This window comes from Nonomuraea sp. 3N208 (genome assembly GCF_052245935.1).
Lineage (GTDB): Bacteria > Actinomycetota > Actinomycetes > Streptosporangiales > Streptosporangiaceae > Nonomuraea.
Genome location: NZ_JBQQBR010000042.1, coordinates 22,657 through 38,813, shown reverse-complemented (window position 1 = coordinate 38,813; position 16,157 = coordinate 22,657). Strand labels below are relative to the sequence as shown.

Here is a 16,157-nt window from a genome sequence, read left to right as displayed (position 1 = left end):
CCTGCGCGGCTAAGAGCGTGATTCTTTGTGACTTTCTTGCGACGCGTACCAATCGACTGTCCGGCGCAACCCCTCGTCCAATTCTGTGACAGGATGCCAGCCGAGCAGGTCCGCGGCCGGCGTGACGTCGCCGACCTGCGTAATATCGTGCGGGCGATCGGGGGTCGTGCCGAATTCAGGCTTCGAGCTCGGGTCGACGATTCGATAAAGCCTCTCGACGATCTCATGGGCCGGGGTCTTGAGACCGGTCCCGATATCAAGAGTGTGTCCGATCGCCTTGTCCGATTCGCCCGCCAATACGAACGCGTCGACGACATCGTCGACATAGATCCAGTCGGCGAGCTTGGTGGCCCTGGTAAGGCGGGGACGATGCCCCCCGAGGAGGCAGAGCGTCACATAGGGCACGAGCTTGGTGGTGTCGGGCTGGGCCGGCCCGTAGACCATGCTGGGGCGCAGCACGGTGACGGGCAGATCCCAGAGCCTGTGGTAGAGCTGGGCGTAGCAGGTGGCGGCCCACTTGGACATCGCGTACGCCGATGACGGCGGCGCCTGGTCGTTGCCCGGGCGCGGCTCCTCGATGGAGCCGGTGAATACGGTCTTGACGCCATTTTCATGGGCGGCGGCCAGCACGTTGACCCCGCCGATGACATTGCTCTCCAGGGTGGCACGGACGACCTCGTCACCCCTCGAACCAGTGACTTCGCCGGCGACGTGGAACAGGACGCTTGGCCGTACCGACTGGACGAGCCGGGTCGTCTCACCGGCGTCGTTCAGGTGCGCCGCGTGCCAGATCTCGCCGTGGCGAGCCTGCTGAGGGCGGCGGCTGACCGCGTGCACCTCGGCGCCGAGGGCTCGTAAGCGCGTCACCAGATGCGAGCCGATGAATCCGGCGGCCCCTGTCACCAGCACCACGGTCCCAGGCCAATTCGACATCGTGGATTGACCTCCGTGGGAAATGGAGCCGCCGGGCCGACGGCTCCATTCTCATCATCAACTAGCCGATGCGCCAGGTGTCTCCGCCCAGCAGCAGCTCGCTCAGGTCGCCTGGACCCTTCTGCTGCGCGGCCTCCTCCATCTGCTCGGCCATGGCCACCTCGTACGACGGCCGGTCCACGCTGCGGAAGACGCCGATCGGCACGTGCTCGAACGCCGGGTCGTCCAGCCTGCTCAGCGCGAAGGCGACCGACGGGTCGGGGTTGTGCGCGTCGTGCACGAGGATCTCGTCCTCGCTCACGCCGTCGCGGGCCACCACGTCAAGACTGCCGGAAGCGGCCCGGACGACCGCCTTGGAGGCGCTCACGATCGGCTGCCCGTGCTCCAGCCGCAGCGTGATGTCGTCGCGGACCTCCGGGTCCTTGAGCGGCTCAAAGGCGTTGTCGTTGAAGATGTTGCAGTTTTGGTAGATCTCCACCAGCGACGCGCCGCGGTGCGCGGTGGCCTCGCGCAGCACGGACTGCAGGTGCTTGCGGTCGGAGTCGAGGGTACGGGCCACGAACGACGCCTCCGCGCCGATGGCCAGCGAGATCGGGTTGAACGGCTTGTCCAGCGACCCCATCGGCGTCGACTTTGTGATCTTGCCGACCTCGGACGTGGGGGAGTATTGGCCCTTGGTCAGACCGTAGATCCTGTTGTTGAACAGCAGGATGTTGAGGTTGACGTTGCGGCGCAGCGCGTGGATCAGGTGGTTGCCACCGATGGACAGCGCGTCACCGTCACCCGTGATCACCCACACCGACAGATCGGGCCTGGAGGCGGACAGCCCGGTCGCGATCGCCGGCGCGCGGCCGTGGATCGAGTGGAACCCGTAGGTGTTGAGGTAGTAGGGGAACCGCGACGAGCAGCCGATGCCCGACACGAACACGATGTTCTCGCGCTTGAGCCCGAGCTCGGGCAGGAAGCTCTGCACCGCGGCCAGGATCGCGTAGTCACCGCAGCCGGGGCACCAGCGGACCTCCTGGTCGGACTTGAAGTCCTTCAGGCCCTGCTTCACATCCGTCTTGGGAACGAGCGACAAGCCCTTCCCGTTAACCAGCTCAGTCACTGTCGATCACGTCCTGGATGACTCCGGCCAGCTCCTCGGCCTTGAACGGGAGCCCGCGCACACGGTTGTAGCTGATCACGTCGACGAGGTAGCGGCCCCGCAGCAGCAGGGCCAGCTGGCCCAGGTTGATCTCGGGGAGCAGCACCTTGTCGTAGCGCTTGAGCACCTCGCCGGTGTTGGCCGGCAGCGGGTTGAGGTGGCGGAAGTGCGCCTGGGCGACCTTGCCGCCGTTCCTCCTGATCCGCCGCATGGCCGCGGCGATCGGGCCGTACGTCGAGCCCCAGCCGATGACCAGCACTTTCGCGTCGCCGTCGGGGTCGTCGACCTCGAGGTCGGGCACGTCGATGCCGGCGATCTTGGCGGCCCGGCTGCGGACCATCAGGTCGTGGTTGTCCGGGTCGTAGGAGATGTTGCCGGTGCCGTCGGCCTTCTCAATGCCGCCGATGCGGTGCTCCAGCCCGGCGGTGCCGGGGATGGCCCACGGGCGGGCGAGGGTCTCGCTGTCCCGCTTGTACGGCAGGTACTCGCCGTCGTCACCATTCGGAGTCGTCGTAAATTCTTGTGAAATATCGGGCAAGTCGGAAATTTCGGGCAGCCGCCACGGCTCCGAGCCGTTGGCCAGGTAGCCGTCCGAGAGCAGCATGACCGGGGTGCGGTACTTGACCGCGATCCTGGCCGCCTCGATGGCCGCGTCAAAGCAGTCACTCGGCGACATCGGCGCCACGATCGGCACCGGGGACTCGCCGTTGCGGCCGTACATGGCCATGAGCAGGTCGGTCTGCTCGGTCTTGGTCGGCATGCCGGTGCTCGGCCCGGCCCGCTGCACGTCCACGATGATCAACGGCAGCTCGGTGGTGACCGCCAGGCCGACCGTCTCTGCCTTGAGCGCCACACCGGGACCCGACGTGGTGGTCACGCCGAGCGCTCCGCCGAACGCGGCCCCGAGTGCCGCGCCGACGCCCGCAATCTCGTCCTCCGCCTGGAAGGTGCGGATGCCGAACTTCTTGTGCTTGCTGAGCTCGTGCAGGATGTCGCTGGCCGGGGTGATCGGGTAGGAGCCCAGGAACAGCGGCAGCTTGGACTGCACAGAGGCGGCGATCAGGCCGTAGGCGAGCGCCTGGTTGCCGGAGATGTTGCGGTAGACGCCGGGCGCCAGCTGCGCCGGCTTGACCTCGTAGGACACCGAGAAGGACTCGGTGGTCTCGCCATAGTTCCAGCCCGCCTGGAAGGCCGCGATGTTGGCCTTGGCGATCTCCGGCTTCTTTGCGAACTTTTGCTCGAGGAACTTGATGGTGTGCTCGGTGGGCCGGTGGTAGAGCCAGCTGAGCAGGCCGAGGGCGAACATGTTCTTCGACCGCTCGGCGTCCTTCTTGGACAGGTCGAAGCCCTCGAGTGCCTTGACGGTGAGCGAGGTCAGCGGCACCGCGTGGATCCGCCACTCGTTGAGCGAGTCGTCCTCCAGCGGGTTGGCGGCGTAGCCGACCTTCTGCAGGTTGCGCTTGGTGAACTCGTCCGTGTTGGCGATGATGTCCGAGCCCCGGGGCAGGTCGCCCAGGTTGGCCTTGAGTGCCGCCGGGTTCATGGCCACGAGCACGTTCGGCGCGTCGCCGGGCGTGAGGATGTCGTGGTCGGCGAAGTGGAGCTGGAAGCTCGAGACGCCCGGCAGGGTGCCTGCGGGCGCGCGGATCTCAGCCGGGAAGTTGGGCAACGTGGAAAGGTCGTTGCCGAACTCCGCCGTGCCCGCCGTGAAGCGGTCGCCGGTGAGCTGCATGCCGTCGCCGGAGTCCCCAGCGAACCGGATGATCACGCGGTCGAGTTGCTGGACCTGCTTCGTCACAGCTCAGTCCTCCTCGACGCGCCAAGGCGCGGTTGCATTAGGCGCGTTCTCTATATCCATGCTAGATCCTCGGAAGGTCGCGCGTTTGCAGCCCGCGTAAAGCGGGTAAACGCGGTCGGTCTCAGGGTGAGGTCGGAGAACAACGGCGACACAGTCCGGACGCGAGCCTGCAGAGGTCTACATGCAGGCGGGCGAACAGGACGGTTCGGGTCACGAGCGCCAACTATACGTCCCCCCAACACGTGCGCTACGTCAGGGGCTGCTTACGGGACGGCTCGCTCCCTGACCTGTACAGGCGTCCGGCCTGCATACCTGCAGAGCCGTACAACTCTGGAACGGTGACGAAGCTGTAACCCTTCCCACGCAACCTTTTGAGGATGTCCGGAACCGCGTCAACGGTTTCCCGCTGAGTGTCGTGCATAAGAATGATCGCACCTGGATGTGCTTCGCGCACGACCCGGTCCGCGATGTCGGCCGTCTTCCCGCCCTGCTCGTCGCCGGTGTCCACGTTCCAGGTAACCAGCGAGAAGCCGTGTTGGCGTGCGACGTCGCGCAGTTCGCCGCTCACCGCCCCGTAGGGCGGCCGCACCAGCGTCGGCGCCTGCCCGATAACCGCCGCGATCGTGTCCTCGGTGCGCCCCAGCGAGTCGGCGATCTTGCTGCTGGCCTGCTTCGACAGATCCCTGTGCACCCAGCTGTGGTTCCCGACCAGATGACCTTCCGCGCTCATCCTGCGCAGGAGTTCCGGCTGCGCGGCCGCGCTGCTGCCGACCGGGAAGAACGTGGCCCGCGCCCGCGTCTCCCACAGCATGTCCAGCAGCCTGCTGGTGAACGGCCCCGGCCCGTCGTCGAACGTCAGCGCGACACACTTGGCCTTGGCACAGTCCACAGTGCCGGCGTGGGTGCTGACGGCTGCGGGGCTGCTCGCGGACACGTCCTGCGGCGGGGCGCTCACGTAGGGGGGCGGGCCGCTCTCGTCGTCCCTGACGCCTGCGCCTGTCGCCCCTCGGACGCTCGCCTGAGCGCGCCGCCCCAGATCGGACAGCAGCGGCGCCGCCTCCTCCGCCGGCACCGCCACAGCCAGCCGCCCCAGCGAGCACGGCCCGATCTGGCAGTCGTCGAATTCGACCACCAGATCCCCGGCCCGGTTGAACGCCATCGAGTCGAACTGGTCGCCGTCGGCCGTGACCGCGGTCCGCTCGACCTGCTCCCCGCGCCCCTTGAGTCGCTCCCTGACCAGCGCCGCGAGCCGCCGCAGCGCGTCCTGTCCGGCCAGCAGCCCGGTTGAGCCGACCGCCTTTCCGGTGCGCGGGTCGTACCAGAGGGTCTGCGTGGAATTGCCCCAGCTCGCGGTGACGGACTCGCCGGTACGCAGCCGCACGCCGATCGCCTGGGCGGAGGCGGCGGCCAGCTGCCAGCCGATGTTCAGCTCGGGACGCGGGTAGAGGCGGCCGCCGGTGCGCTTGCGGAAATCCTGCAGTTGGCGCCGGGCCTGCGCCTGTAGAGCCCGGTTGAGCGGGGGCGCGGCGGGGAGCTCGGGGTAGTTGATGTGCACATATCGCGCCTCGCCGGAGGAATCACCTTCGGTCATCGTCCTGATGGACAGGCCGGCGACGGTGGCCGGGTCGACAAAGTCGATCAGTGTCGGCTCTGCCGGGACCACGACGTCCCGCCCGTGGGAGGAGGCGGTCAGGCCGCATCCTCCGACTGAGAGTGTTAGCAGAGCGATTCCGGAAAAGAACCGCGATTTGTGCATGTGTGTCAGAGTATGGCGTTGATCTTCCTGTTTACCCCGGTCTTGGGTGATGAGGTAAGAGGTCTTGACCGATCCTTGGTTTGAGACCCGGCTCAGCGGCCTTTTGTTCAAGATCCGGCTCCCTGGGGTTCCAGGCGAGTTGAGGTTACGGAGGGCCCGCTGGGGTTGTCGGCGGTGGCCGCGTTATTACAGGTGGGGTTGCGGGGGCCGGGGTTACGGCGGATGGGGTTGCGGGGGGATCGTCGGGGTTACGGCGGATGGGGTTGCGGGGGATCGTTGGGTCGCGATGCCTGGGGTTGTGGGCGGTCGGCGGGTTACGATCGACGTCATGGACGGCTACTTCGGGTCGTACGTGCTGGTCGCCGCGTTGCTCGCCATCGGCATCGCCATCGTGGCGGGGGCCCTGACGGCCAACCGCCTCCTCCGCCCGTCCCGTCCCACGCCCGAAAAGCTGACCACGTACGAGTGCGGGGTCGACCCGGTGGGTGAGGGCTGGGCGCAGTCGCAGGTCCGCTACTACGTCTTCACCTACCTCTACGTCGTGTTCGCGGTGGACGCAGTCTTCCTGTTCCCCTGGGCCACCGTCTTCGACGCGCCGGGCTACGGGCTGACGACGCTGGTGGAGATGTTCGTGTTCCTGGGATTCATCGCGCTCGGCATCGTGTACGCCTGGCGCAAGCGCGTGCTCACCTGGACCTAGCCCGGCCTTCTTTGCCTGACCTGCGATTCGCGCAACAATGGAATCATGGCAGCAACGGATCTCCCGATGCCCACAGTGGGGCCGATCTCCCGGTTGGCGCCCAAGCCGATGCGCTTCGTGCTCAACTGGGGTCGCCGCTATTCCCTGTGGGTGTTCAACTTCGGGCTGGCGTGCTGCGCGATCGAGTTCATCGCGACGTCGATGAGCAGGCATGACTTCATCAGGTTCGGAGTGATCCCGTTCGCGAACGGTCCGCGCCAGGCCGACCTCATGATCGTCTCAGGCACGGTCACCGACAAGATGGCCCCGGCCGTCAAACGCCTGTACGAGCAGATGCCCGACCCGAAATACGTGATCTCGTTCGGCGCCTGCTCCAACACCGGCGGCCCGTACTGGGACTCCTACTGCGTGACCAACGGTGTGGACCAGATCATCCCTGTGGACGTCTACGTGCCCGGCTGCCCGCCCAGGCCCGAGGCCCTTCTGTACGGGATCATGAAGCTCCAGGAAAAGATCGCCGAGGAGAAGCTCAGCGACCGCTACGTGTGGTCCCGCTCGCACTCGTCGTCGTCATCGGAGGAGGAGGCGTGAAGGCGGCCGCCGAGCTCTCCGCACGTTTCGGCGATCGCGCCGAGCTCTCCGAGTCGTATGGCGACACCACGATCGACGTCGCGCCCGCCGACTGGATCGAGCTGCTGACGTTCGTCCGCGACGACCTCGGCTACGCGTTCTTCGACTGGCTGACCGGCGTCGACGACCCGCCGGACGCCTTCCTCGTCGTGGCCCATGTCTACAACCCGGTCGCCGGCGAGCGGCTGCTGCTCCGCACTCGCGTGCCGCGCGCCGACCCACACCTGCCGACCGCCGTCGGCGTCTACCGGGGTGCCAACTGGCACGAGCGGGAGACGTACGAGATGTTCGGCGTCATCTTCGACGGCCACCCTTACCTGGTGCCGCTGCTGCTGCCCGACGGCTTCGAAGGCTACCCGCTACGCAAGGACTTCATCCTGGCCGCTCGCGTGGCCAAGCCCTGGCCTGGCGCCAAGGAACCCGGGGAGTCCGGACACGGGGCCCCAAGCCGCCGCAAAACGCTCCCACCGGGCGTACCCGCAGACTGGGGAGCCCCGGATGCCTGACCCACCCCGCCCTGCACCCGAGGCGCCACCGACGCCTCGTCCACGCTCGCCGTCCGCGGCCTCACCCACGGCCGGGCTCCGCTCGCTGTCCGTGGCCTCACCCACGGCCGGGCTCCGCTCGCCGCCCGCGGCGGCACGGACGGCCCACCTCCGCTCGGCGTCCCTGGTCGGTGAGGTCGGGTTGGCAACCCAGGCTCTACGCACGGCCATTCCCTGCTCGCCGTCCGGGGTGAGACCAACCGCCCGAATCTGGGCATCGCTCCCGGAACCGCCGATCGCCCTGGGCCGCCTGCTACGGCCCGATCATCGAAGTGCGCCAACCGACTCCGATGGGGAGCCGTTCAATGCTTGATGTGGTGCTGAGCTTCGCCGTCATCCTCATCGTGTTCCTGGCGCTACCCCTGATCATCGGTCAGACCGAGCACAAGGTCATGGCCCACATGCAGTCACGGCTCGGCCCCATGTACGCCGGCGGCTTCCACGGCTGGGCGCAGCTCATCGCTGACGGGGTGAAGTTCGCGCAGAAGGAGGACGTCATCCCGGCCGCGGCCGACCGCCGCATCTTCATGATCGCTCCCGGCGTGGCGCTGGTGCCGTACCTGGTGGTGCTGATCGCCATCCCCATCGACCGTGGTCGCGTGGCCGTGGACCTCGACCTGGGCCTCTTCTTCGTTCTCGCTGTCATGGGCATCGGCGTGCTCGGCTCGATCATGGCCGGCTGGGCCTCGGCCAACAAATACTCCGTGCTCGGGGGCATGCGCTCGGCCGCTCAGCTCACGTCGTACGAGCTGCCGCTGGTGCTGGCGGCCTCCTCGGTGGCGATGGCAGCGGGCACGCTGTCGATCCCGGGAATCGTCGAGGCGTGGCAGTGGTGGTGGCTGCCGTGGCAGGCGATCGGCGGCGTGGTCTTCTTCCTGGCTGGGCTGGCCGAGCTGCGGCGGCCGCCGTTCGACATGCCGATCGCCGAGTCCGAGATCATCATGGGCCCGATGACGGAATACACCGGCATGCGCTTCGCCCTGTTCATGCTCGCCGAGTACGCCGGGATCGTGGTCCTGTCCTTCCTGACCACCGTCCTGTTCCTGGGCGGCTGGCACGGCCCGTTCCTGCCCGGCTGGCTGTGGACGCTGGTCAAGGTGTTCGTGCTGGCGTTCGTCGTGATCTGGCTGCGGGTGACGTATCCGCGGCTGCGCGAGGACCAGCTTCAGAAGCTCGCCTGGGCCGGCCTCGTTCCCTTGGCTCTCGTCCAACTGGCACTCACCGGCGTCGTCAAAGTCCTCATCTGAATTTCAAGGCGGAAACTTTACATCCGCCTTATTCGTCGTTCCTGACAGGGGCCCATGGGGGATGACGAATGAAAGAGCTTCTTCCGGTAGCAGGCGCGACAAAAGGCAGCCGCTGCCCGAAAACCATCCTGACCGCCGATGGGGATTCACTGGCAGTCACCGACAACGCCTCAGGTCATTCGGTACGCCTGACGCCGGCCGCGCTTTATCACTACAGCTATGACCAGGGGACTCCTCCGTGCAGGGCCTGGCCGCATTGGACGCCGACGGCCTGGTCGTACTCGACTTGCCCGGCGAATGGCACGCGCCCCACCTGCGGTCCTTCGCGGAAAGGGCCGGAATCCCACTGGTGGACGCCCGCAACAGACCCTCAGACCATGTGCGCGCGGTCCTCGCGAGCCGCGCCCCCGGCTGGGCACGCCTACGCGGCCTCTCACGTCCCTTGCTCACCAAATGGCGCAAAACCGTAGCCATTTGCGGGGGAGTCGTCGGCTTAGGGCTCATGGCCTATCTGGCGTCCACGGGGCTGTGGGTCGCCTGGCGCGGCGTGGCCTCGATCGGCCGGCTCATTCTTGACATCGTCGATGCGAAATGGCTGGTCGCGGCTTTCAGTCCGGCATTGCTGCTCATCCGCCCCGTTATTACGAGACTGCACCGCTGGCGCGTCAAACAGGGCAGCATCGTGGGCCCGGCCAATGGCCCGTACCTGGTCGGCAAGTATCCCAGCAAGCTCCAGATCATCCAGGGAAACGACGTCATAGCCGACCTCCGCATGGGCGAGGCGCCCGGCCAGGCCTTCCGCCTGCTCCTCTACCGCTACGAGGACCTGATCGGCCTCGTCATCCTCGACCGCCCCGGCCACCCGCTCCACCATCTCCCCGGGCCCTGGCCCGCTGACGACGTGAACCGCTTCGCCACACGCAACGACCTTTTCCTGGGCGTGCACCGAGTGTCACGCGAGGAATATCTGAACCTGATCAAGAACGCCAAGGCCGCCACGCCCTGACACGCGCTGAATCGACCACCTGACGTGTGGCGTTAGTTGATCATCAGTTGATGATTGCCAACATCACATCGGAGGCCGAAGGCCGCTCCTCGGGCCGCTTGTTGAGACAACTCCCCACAATCCCGCGTAACGCAGGGGACAACGGCGACAAGTCCGGATGAACGGTGAGCACCCGGTTGAAAACCGCAGGTACGGAGTCCTCCCCGAACGCCGGCCGCCCCGTGGCCGCGAACATGATCGTCACTGCCCAGCTGAACACGTCGGAGGCCGGCCCTACCGTCTCCCCGGACAGCTGCTCAGGCGACATATACGGCGGCGTCCCCACCATCTTCCCGGACGTCATGGTCATCTGATCGAGCGCTCGAGCGATCCCGAAATCGATCACCCGTGGCCCGTCATGCCCGATCAGCACGTTACTAGGCTTGAAATCGCGATGAACGATCCCCGCCTTGTGGATGGCCGCCAGCGCGCCCGCTGTGGATAACGCCAGCCGAGTCAGGCTGTCCTCGTCGCGCGGCCCGTGCTTCCTGACGAGCTGCTCCAGCGACGGCCCTTCCACGTATTCGCTGACGATGTACGGGTATTGCCCGGTGATGTTCACGTCCAACACCCGGGCTGTGGAAAACGTCGCCACCCGCCGGGCCGCCTCCACTTCCCGCGCGAACCTCGCCCGCGCCGTCTCGTCGACCAGATCGTGCAGCACCTTCACGGCGACCCGCACCCCGTTGGGCGCCGCAGCCAGATAAACAGCCCCCTGCCCGCCACGTCCGAGTGGCTTGAGCACCCGATAGTGGCCGATCCACTCGGGCTCACCGGGTCGCCGCTGGGAGGTGGGTGCGGTGGTCCGCTGGTGCAGATCCATGGGCTGCATGTGCTGCATGTGCGGCTGGGGTTGGTGTCGGCGGTGCTGTTGGTACTGCGGGTGCTGGATGTGCAAAGGCGCGCGGAGTCGCGCCCGCACCATCATCGGCACCAGGATCCCGGAGTGGATGACACCGCCGATCCAGCTGACGACGAGCCCTAGGGACACCAGCCCGGCCAGCGGCTGAGGGATGTCGTCGAAGTTGTCGTAGGCGAGTGCCGAGATCACGAACGAGCCGATGCAGACCAGGTAGACGGAGGCGGCCACGGCCTGGAACACGCTGCGCAGCCAGAACGCCGCGAACCCGATGGTGAACGGGGTCGCCAGTCCGCACGTGAATAGGGGCAGGCAGGCCCACACGACGGCGGCCGCCCACGCCCCGCCACTGGGGCGGACTGGATGGCTGTGCTGCATGGCCGAGAGACTATCGCCCTGTCGCGGTTCATACCGGGCATGTCCTCAGCTTGTGGATAACCCCCCGCCAACCTGTGGATGGCTGTGGAAAAAACTGGGGACAACGCTCTGACTCATTCACCTGCGCCGCTAAGTGCGACATGATGTTGGTATGGGGAGGATGCCGGGAGTCGGACTGGCAAAGGGGTTGTCTATCACCCTTCGCCACATGCTGCGTAGATCGGTGACGCAGCAATATCCCGAAGTCAAGCCCGACCTACCGCCGCGCAGCCGAGGCGTCATCGCCCTGGTCGAGGAAAACTGCACTTCCTGCATGCTCTGTGCCCGGGAGTGCCCCGACTGGTGCATCTACATCGATTCCCACAAGGAGACCATCCCGGCCCCCGAGGGCGGCCGGGCCCGCCAGCGCAACGTTCTCGACCGCTTCGCCATCGACTTCTCCCTCTGCATGTACTGCGGCATCTGCATCGAGGTGTGCCCGTTCGACGCGCTCTTCTGGTCCCCGGAGTTCGAGTACGCCGAGGGCGACATCCGCAACCTCCTGCATGAGAAGGACCGGCTGGCGGCTTGGACCCAGACAGTTCCCCCGCCTCCGGCCCACGACCCCGGCGCCGAGCCACCCAAGGAACTCACCGCCGCCCCCCGCCGCCCGGCCCCCGACCGTTCCCCCCGCCCAACTGCGGATCGCGGCCCATCCGCCGACCGCCCGTCACGCCAGGGCGCCGAACGCCCTTCACGACCTGCGTCCGGCCGCGGACCTGGCCCGTCCGCCGATCACCCGGCCCGTCCGGCCACGGAAAGCACGTCCGGCCCCGCCACCGAACGGCCCTCTAGCCCGGGCGCCGAACAGCCCAACGCCGATGCCTCAGAACGCGCCGTCCACCCATCAGGTGCCCCGCCGGACATAGGGTCTTCCGAAACCTCAGACGAAGCGCGTATCCGTGCATCCGAACCAGGCAAATCCGCATCAGGCGGACCGGGCCAGCCCACCTCGGTCGAGCCGGTCGGCACCAAGCCAACCGACCGTACGCCTGCCCACGACGCCACGTCGGACCAGACCAGCGCACGCGCGACAACCACCCCCATAGGCCCGGAAGCGGCCGACCACGCCGCGGGGACGGATCCGACGGCCCACGCGCAAGACGCGAAACCGGCCACGAACGCGCCCGGCGAAGGTCCCGCAACGGCATCAGGCCCCACAGACAGACCCCAGCGTCAACGCCGGCCGATGTCGAACGTACGCGGAATCCGCCCACCCGGCGCCCTTCCCACTGGCTCCGAGCGCGAGGCCCGCACGCCGCCACCCGAAGGCACTACTTCAACCACAGGCAGCCCCGCCCCCAGCGGCCCCTCAGCCGAGCCTACCTCCGGGCCGGCGGAGGCCGGCGAGCCTACCTCCGGGCCGGCGGAGGCCGGCGAGCCTACCTCCGGGCCGGCGGAGGCCGGCGAGCCTACCTCCGGGCCGGCGGAGGCCGGCGAGCCTACCTCCGGGCCGGCGGAGGCCGGCGAGCCCACCTCCGGGCCGGCGGAGGCCGGCGAGCCCACTCCCGAGACGACCGTGAGCGACGGACCGGCTTCCGAGCCGACGGACGGACCGGAAACCGAAGCCTCCTCCACAGGAGAGCAGCCACAGGGACCGGCTTCATCCACAGGCGATCCGACATCAGAAAAGTTGTCCACAGCCTCGGCCGATCCGCAACCACGGCCCGAGCCGGAGGAGCAGACTTCTGCCGCGAGCCCTCGCAGGCGCAAGATGGCCGATCCACGGTCCATCCGCCCGCCCGGACGGCTCGGCCCTGACGAAACAAGGGAGTCCGAGGAGGAGTCGTGACCGAGACGGTGCCCTCCTACCTGTCACCCACCGGGCAAGAAATCGTGTTCTTGCTGCTGGGCGCGGTAGTGGTCGGATCGGCGCTGCTTGTCGTCACGACCAGACAACTGGTCCACGCGGCGCTTTGGCTCGTGGTCTGCTTCGGGGCCCTGGCGGGTTGTTACCTGGTGCTGACGGCCGAGTTCGTGGCCTGGGTCCAGGTGCTGATCTACGTGGGCGCGGTGGTCGTCCTGCTGTTGTTCGGCATCATGCTCACCCGAGCCCCCATCGGCCGCTCCGCGGACCTCGACAGCGGCAACCGGCTCGTCTCTGCCGCCGTGGCGCTGGCGACGGCCGCCATCCTGGTCACGGTGGTGATCGACGGATTCCGCACGGCGTACACACCCCTGATACCCGGCCCGGGCGCCGCCAAGGAATTGGGCGCAAGCGTGTTCGCCACCTGGGTGTTGCCCTTCGAGGCCCTGTCCGTGCTGCTGCTCGCCGCGCTGATCGGCGCCATCGTGCTGTCCCGTACGGACATCCCCGGCGGCGCACCACCAGACCCAACAGGCGATTCCTCACCGCCTGATCAGCCGCGGCGTCCAGCGACACCCACCCAGCCGGGGGATCCGCGCGCCCAGGCGTCCAATTCTCCCGTGCGTGCTCAGGCCCAGGGTCCCGTGCCGCACGATCACACCGCGGAAAATACGGGAGTCCGTCAGACCGGCGGTAGCTCGGCACCCGATCAACCCGGGAGTCATTAGTGCATATCGTCTACCCGGCAGTCGTCTCCGCGCTCCTCTTCTCGATCGGCGTCTACGGCGTGCTCGCCCGCCGCAACACGATCCTCGTGCTGATGTCGGTCGAGTTGATGCTCAACGCCGTCAACCTCAACCTGGTGGCCTTCGACGTATGGCTCCGCGACCGCCTGCACAGCGGTCAGGTGCTCACTCTCTTCGTCATCGTCATCGCGGCCGCCGAAGTGGGCTTGGGCCTCGCGATCGTCCTCGCCCTCTACCGCAACCGCCGTACGGTCGACATCGACCACCTCCGCGACCTCGCCGAACCCGCCGACGACCTTCCCGCTCTCAGCACCACTTCCGCCTCTTCGCCCACCCGAGCCGCGACCGACAACCTGACAGCACCTGTACGCGCTCAGGCGAGCCTCCCGGGTGACATGCCCGACCCCAAGGCCACTCCCACAGCACAGTCGTCCCATGGCACCCCTGCCTCCGATGGCGACAGCACAACCGGCACACCGAAACCCCAGGAGCACCGAGGTCACCAGCAAGACGCCAAGGACGGCCATGGAGGCGAGCAGCCGGTGAAGCGAGGTGGCAGGCTATGACGACCTTTCCGCTGCTGGCCGTCCTCCTCCCCTTCCTGGCCGCCTTCGCAGGCCTGCTGCTTTCACGCTGGCCCCACCAACGCCCAGCCACCGTCGGCCCCCCTCCGCCCCATGGGAACGGAAGCGACACCGCGCCCGAGACCGGAACACCAGAAGCAGCCGGGGAGCGTGCGAACGCCCGGGCTGCTTGGCTCGCCATCCTGCCCACCACCGCCTCAGCAGTGCTGGCCGCCTGGCTGGCCTGGGACCCGGGCTTCGCGTTCCTAGCCGGCACCACCACATCACCACAGCCCACAGGCCAGACCTATGGCACGGTTACCACCGGCGCCATCCCGATCTCGCTCACCCTCCAGGCCGACCCCCTATCCAGCCTCATCGGCGTCCTGGTAACGCTCGTAGCCCTGGCCGTACAGGTCTATTCGGTCGGATACCTCAAAGACGACCCGCGCTACCCCTCCTACAGCGCCTTCATCAGCCTGTTCACCAGCGCGATGCTCCTGGTCGTGTACGCGGGCGACCTCCTGGTCCTCTACGTCGGCTGGGAGATCATGGGTCTCTGCTCGTACCTGCTCATCGGCCACTGGTGGGAGGACAGGGGCAATTCGCGCGCCGCGGTGAAGGCGTTCCTCGTGACCCGCCTCGGTGACGTCGGCTTCCTCTTCGGGATCTTCGTGCTGGGCCAGGCGGCGGGCAGTTTCCGCATCGCCGAGGTCTTGGCGAGAGTGCCGGAGATGTCCACGGCCACTGTCGTGACCGCCACCATGCTCCTCCTGGCAGGTGTGGCAGGTAAGAGCGCCCAGGTCCCGCTGCACACGTGGCTCCCCGACGCCATGGCGGGCCCGACGCCGATCAGCGCGCTGATCCACGCCGCCACCATGGTCGCCGCCGGGATCTTCATCGTCGCCAGGCTCTTCGACGTGTTCCGCGCAGCCCCGCCCACGATGGACGTCCTGGCCGTCGTGGCGGCACTGGGCATGCTCGGCGCCGCGCTGGCCGCGCTGGCGCAGGACGACCTGAAACGGGTGCTCGCCTATTCCACGGTCAGCCAGCTCGCCTACATGGCCGGCGGCCTGGCCGCGGGCTCCGAAACGTCGGCCATCTTCCACCTGCTCACACACGGTGCGTTCAAGGCGCTGCTGTTCCTCTGCGCCGGAGCGGTGATCCACCACGTGGGCTCCAACCTGATGACGCAGATGGGCGGCCTGCGCCGGGAGCTGCCGGTCACGTTCGTGACGATGACGATAGGCTTCGCCGCCCTGATGGGCATCCCTCCGGCCAGCGGCTTCTTCAGCAAGGACGCGATCCTGGCAGCCATGGACGACGCCCTGGCCACCGGCACGCTGACGGACGCGGCAGCGCTCCTCCTGTACGGCTGCGGCCTCGCCACAGTGGCCGTCACCGGTGCGTACGCCACCCGCGCCTGGCTCCGCACGTTCTTCGGCGAGGCGAGGGCGGTGGCGCTGCCCGAGCCCGAGCCGGGCACGGCCCACGTCGTTGACGTCACGGAGGCTCCGCGGACGATGCTCGTGCCCGTCATCCTCCTCGCCGTCCCGGCCCTGTTGCTCGGCTTCGCCGGCGAGCTCCATGTGGACCTGGGCGTGGCCGCCATCAGCATCGTGCTCGCGGTGCTCGGCGTGGGGGCCGTGTACTCGTTCTGGCGCATCGACCCCATGGCCGACCCCGCCCGCCTGCTGGGCCCGCTGCGGGCGCCGTGTGAGCAGGCGTTCTATGCGGACCGGCTGTACGCCACGCTCTTTGTACGCCCGGTCCTGGCCCTGGCCAGGCTGGTCGTCAGGACGGACGACGTGGTCGTGGACGGGGCGGTACGCGGCTCCGGCAGATCGGCCCGCGGATTGTCCGGGATCCTGCGACTGGCCCAGAACGGCAACGTCCAGCTCTATGTCACCGGCGTCCTGGCCGGTGTCCTCCTGATCGCGGTGGGGGCGGTGATGTTCGCATGA

14 protein-coding genes and 1 pseudogene are annotated in these 16,157 nt (G+C 67.7%); 9 read left to right on the top strand and 6 right to left on the bottom strand.

From position 1 onward, the window contains the following. Positions 1-9 precede the first annotated feature (9 nt). The 5 genes from ACTWPT_RS45655 to ACTWPT_RS45635 form a co-directional block, all read right to left on the bottom strand. Positions 10-912, bottom strand: coding sequence for an NAD-dependent epimerase/dehydratase family protein (locus ACTWPT_RS45655; RefSeq protein ID WP_443183801.1), 903 nt, complete (start codon positions 910-912; stop codon positions 10-12). A gap of 82 nt (positions 913-994) precedes the next feature. Next, positions 995-2,041, bottom strand: a complete 1,047-nt coding sequence (locus ACTWPT_RS45650) for a 2-oxoacid:ferredoxin oxidoreductase subunit beta (protein ID WP_443183800.1) — start codon at positions 2,039-2,041, stop codon at positions 995-997. After that, positions 2,034-3,878 carry a 2-oxoacid:acceptor oxidoreductase subunit alpha gene (locus tag ACTWPT_RS45645; RefSeq protein WP_443183799.1) on the bottom strand — a complete coding sequence of 615 codons (1,845 nt, stop codon included), beginning with the start codon at positions 3,876-3,878 and terminating at the stop codon, positions 2,034-2,036. The genes ACTWPT_RS45650 and ACTWPT_RS45645 overlap by 8 nt, the downstream gene beginning before the upstream one ends. Before the next feature lie 121 nt (positions 3,879-3,999). Continuing rightward, positions 4,000-4,092 (bottom strand): putative leader peptide, encoded by a 93-nt coding sequence (locus ACTWPT_RS45640; protein ID WP_367804195.1) that lies wholly within the window; start codon positions 4,090-4,092, stop codon positions 4,000-4,002. 33 nt (positions 4,093-4,125) lie between these two features. Continuing rightward, positions 4,126-5,541, bottom strand: coding sequence for a polysaccharide deacetylase family protein (locus tag ACTWPT_RS45635; protein ID WP_443183798.1), 1,416 nt, complete (start codon positions 5,539-5,541; stop codon positions 4,126-4,128). Positions 5,542-5,962: 421 nt separating this feature from the next. Here ACTWPT_RS45635 and ACTWPT_RS45630 point away from each other — a divergent pair, with 421 nt between their 5' ends. The 5 genes from ACTWPT_RS45630 (at position 5,963) to ACTWPT_RS45610 (ending at position 9,762) form a co-directional block, all read left to right on the top strand. Then, entirely contained in the window at positions 5,963-6,334 is a 372-nt protein-coding gene (locus ACTWPT_RS45630; RefSeq protein WP_305914519.1) for an NADH-quinone oxidoreductase subunit A, read from the top strand. A 45-nt stretch (positions 6,335-6,379) separates the two neighbouring features. Then, complete coding sequence (locus ACTWPT_RS45625) at positions 6,380-6,925, top strand: NADH-quinone oxidoreductase subunit B (protein WP_443183797.1); 546 nt, start codon at positions 6,380-6,382, stop codon at positions 6,923-6,925. Next, entirely contained in the window at positions 6,922-7,470 is a 549-nt protein-coding gene (locus ACTWPT_RS45620; protein WP_443183796.1) for an NADH-quinone oxidoreductase subunit C, read from the top strand. The genes ACTWPT_RS45625 and ACTWPT_RS45620 overlap by 4 nt, the downstream gene beginning before the upstream one ends. 344 nt (positions 7,471-7,814) lie before the next feature. Further along, positions 7,815-8,756 carry an NADH-quinone oxidoreductase subunit NuoH gene (gene nuoH / locus ACTWPT_RS45615; protein WP_443183795.1) on the top strand — a complete coding sequence of 314 codons (942 nt, stop codon included), beginning with the start codon at positions 7,815-7,817 and terminating at the stop codon, positions 8,754-8,756. A gap of 238 nt (positions 8,757-8,994) precedes the next feature. Beyond that, positions 8,995-9,762 (top strand): hypothetical protein, encoded by a 768-nt coding sequence (locus ACTWPT_RS45610; RefSeq protein ID WP_443183794.1) that lies wholly within the window; start codon positions 8,995-8,997, stop codon positions 9,760-9,762. A 43-nt stretch (positions 9,763-9,805) separates the two neighbouring features. Here the strand turns inward: ACTWPT_RS45610 and ACTWPT_RS45605 are convergent, their stop codons facing one another. Next, positions 9,806-11,038 carry a protein kinase domain-containing protein gene (locus tag ACTWPT_RS45605; RefSeq protein ID WP_443183793.1) on the bottom strand — a complete coding sequence of 411 codons (1,233 nt, stop codon included), beginning with the start codon at positions 11,036-11,038 and terminating at the stop codon, positions 9,806-9,808. 151 nt (positions 11,039-11,189) lie between these two features. Between ACTWPT_RS45605 and ACTWPT_RS45600 the strand changes: the two genes are divergently transcribed. The 4 genes and pseudogenes from ACTWPT_RS45600 to ACTWPT_RS45585 all read left to right on the top strand — a co-directional run bounded on the left by ACTWPT_RS45600 (position 11,190) and on the right by ACTWPT_RS45585 (position 16,157). Then, positions 11,190-12,869, top strand: coding sequence for a 4Fe-4S binding protein (locus ACTWPT_RS45600; protein ID WP_443183792.1), 1,680 nt, complete (start codon positions 11,190-11,192; stop codon positions 12,867-12,869). Then, positions 12,866-13,612: an NADH-quinone oxidoreductase subunit J family protein gene (locus ACTWPT_RS45595; protein WP_443183791.1), complete on the top strand. Its 747-nt coding sequence runs from the start codon at positions 12,866-12,868 to the stop codon at positions 13,610-13,612. The genes ACTWPT_RS45600 and ACTWPT_RS45595 overlap by 4 nt, the downstream gene beginning before the upstream one ends. Continuing rightward, positions 13,612-13,926, top strand: a pseudogene (gene nuoK / locus ACTWPT_RS45590) (NADH-quinone oxidoreductase subunit NuoK); the annotation flags it as partial. The gene ACTWPT_RS45595 and the pseudogene nuoK, both read left to right, overlap by 1 nt. Positions 13,927-14,192: 266 nt before the next feature. Then, positions 14,193-16,157, top strand: a complete 1,965-nt coding sequence (locus ACTWPT_RS45585) for an NADH-quinone oxidoreductase subunit 5 family protein (protein WP_443183790.1) — start codon at positions 14,193-14,195, stop codon at positions 16,155-16,157.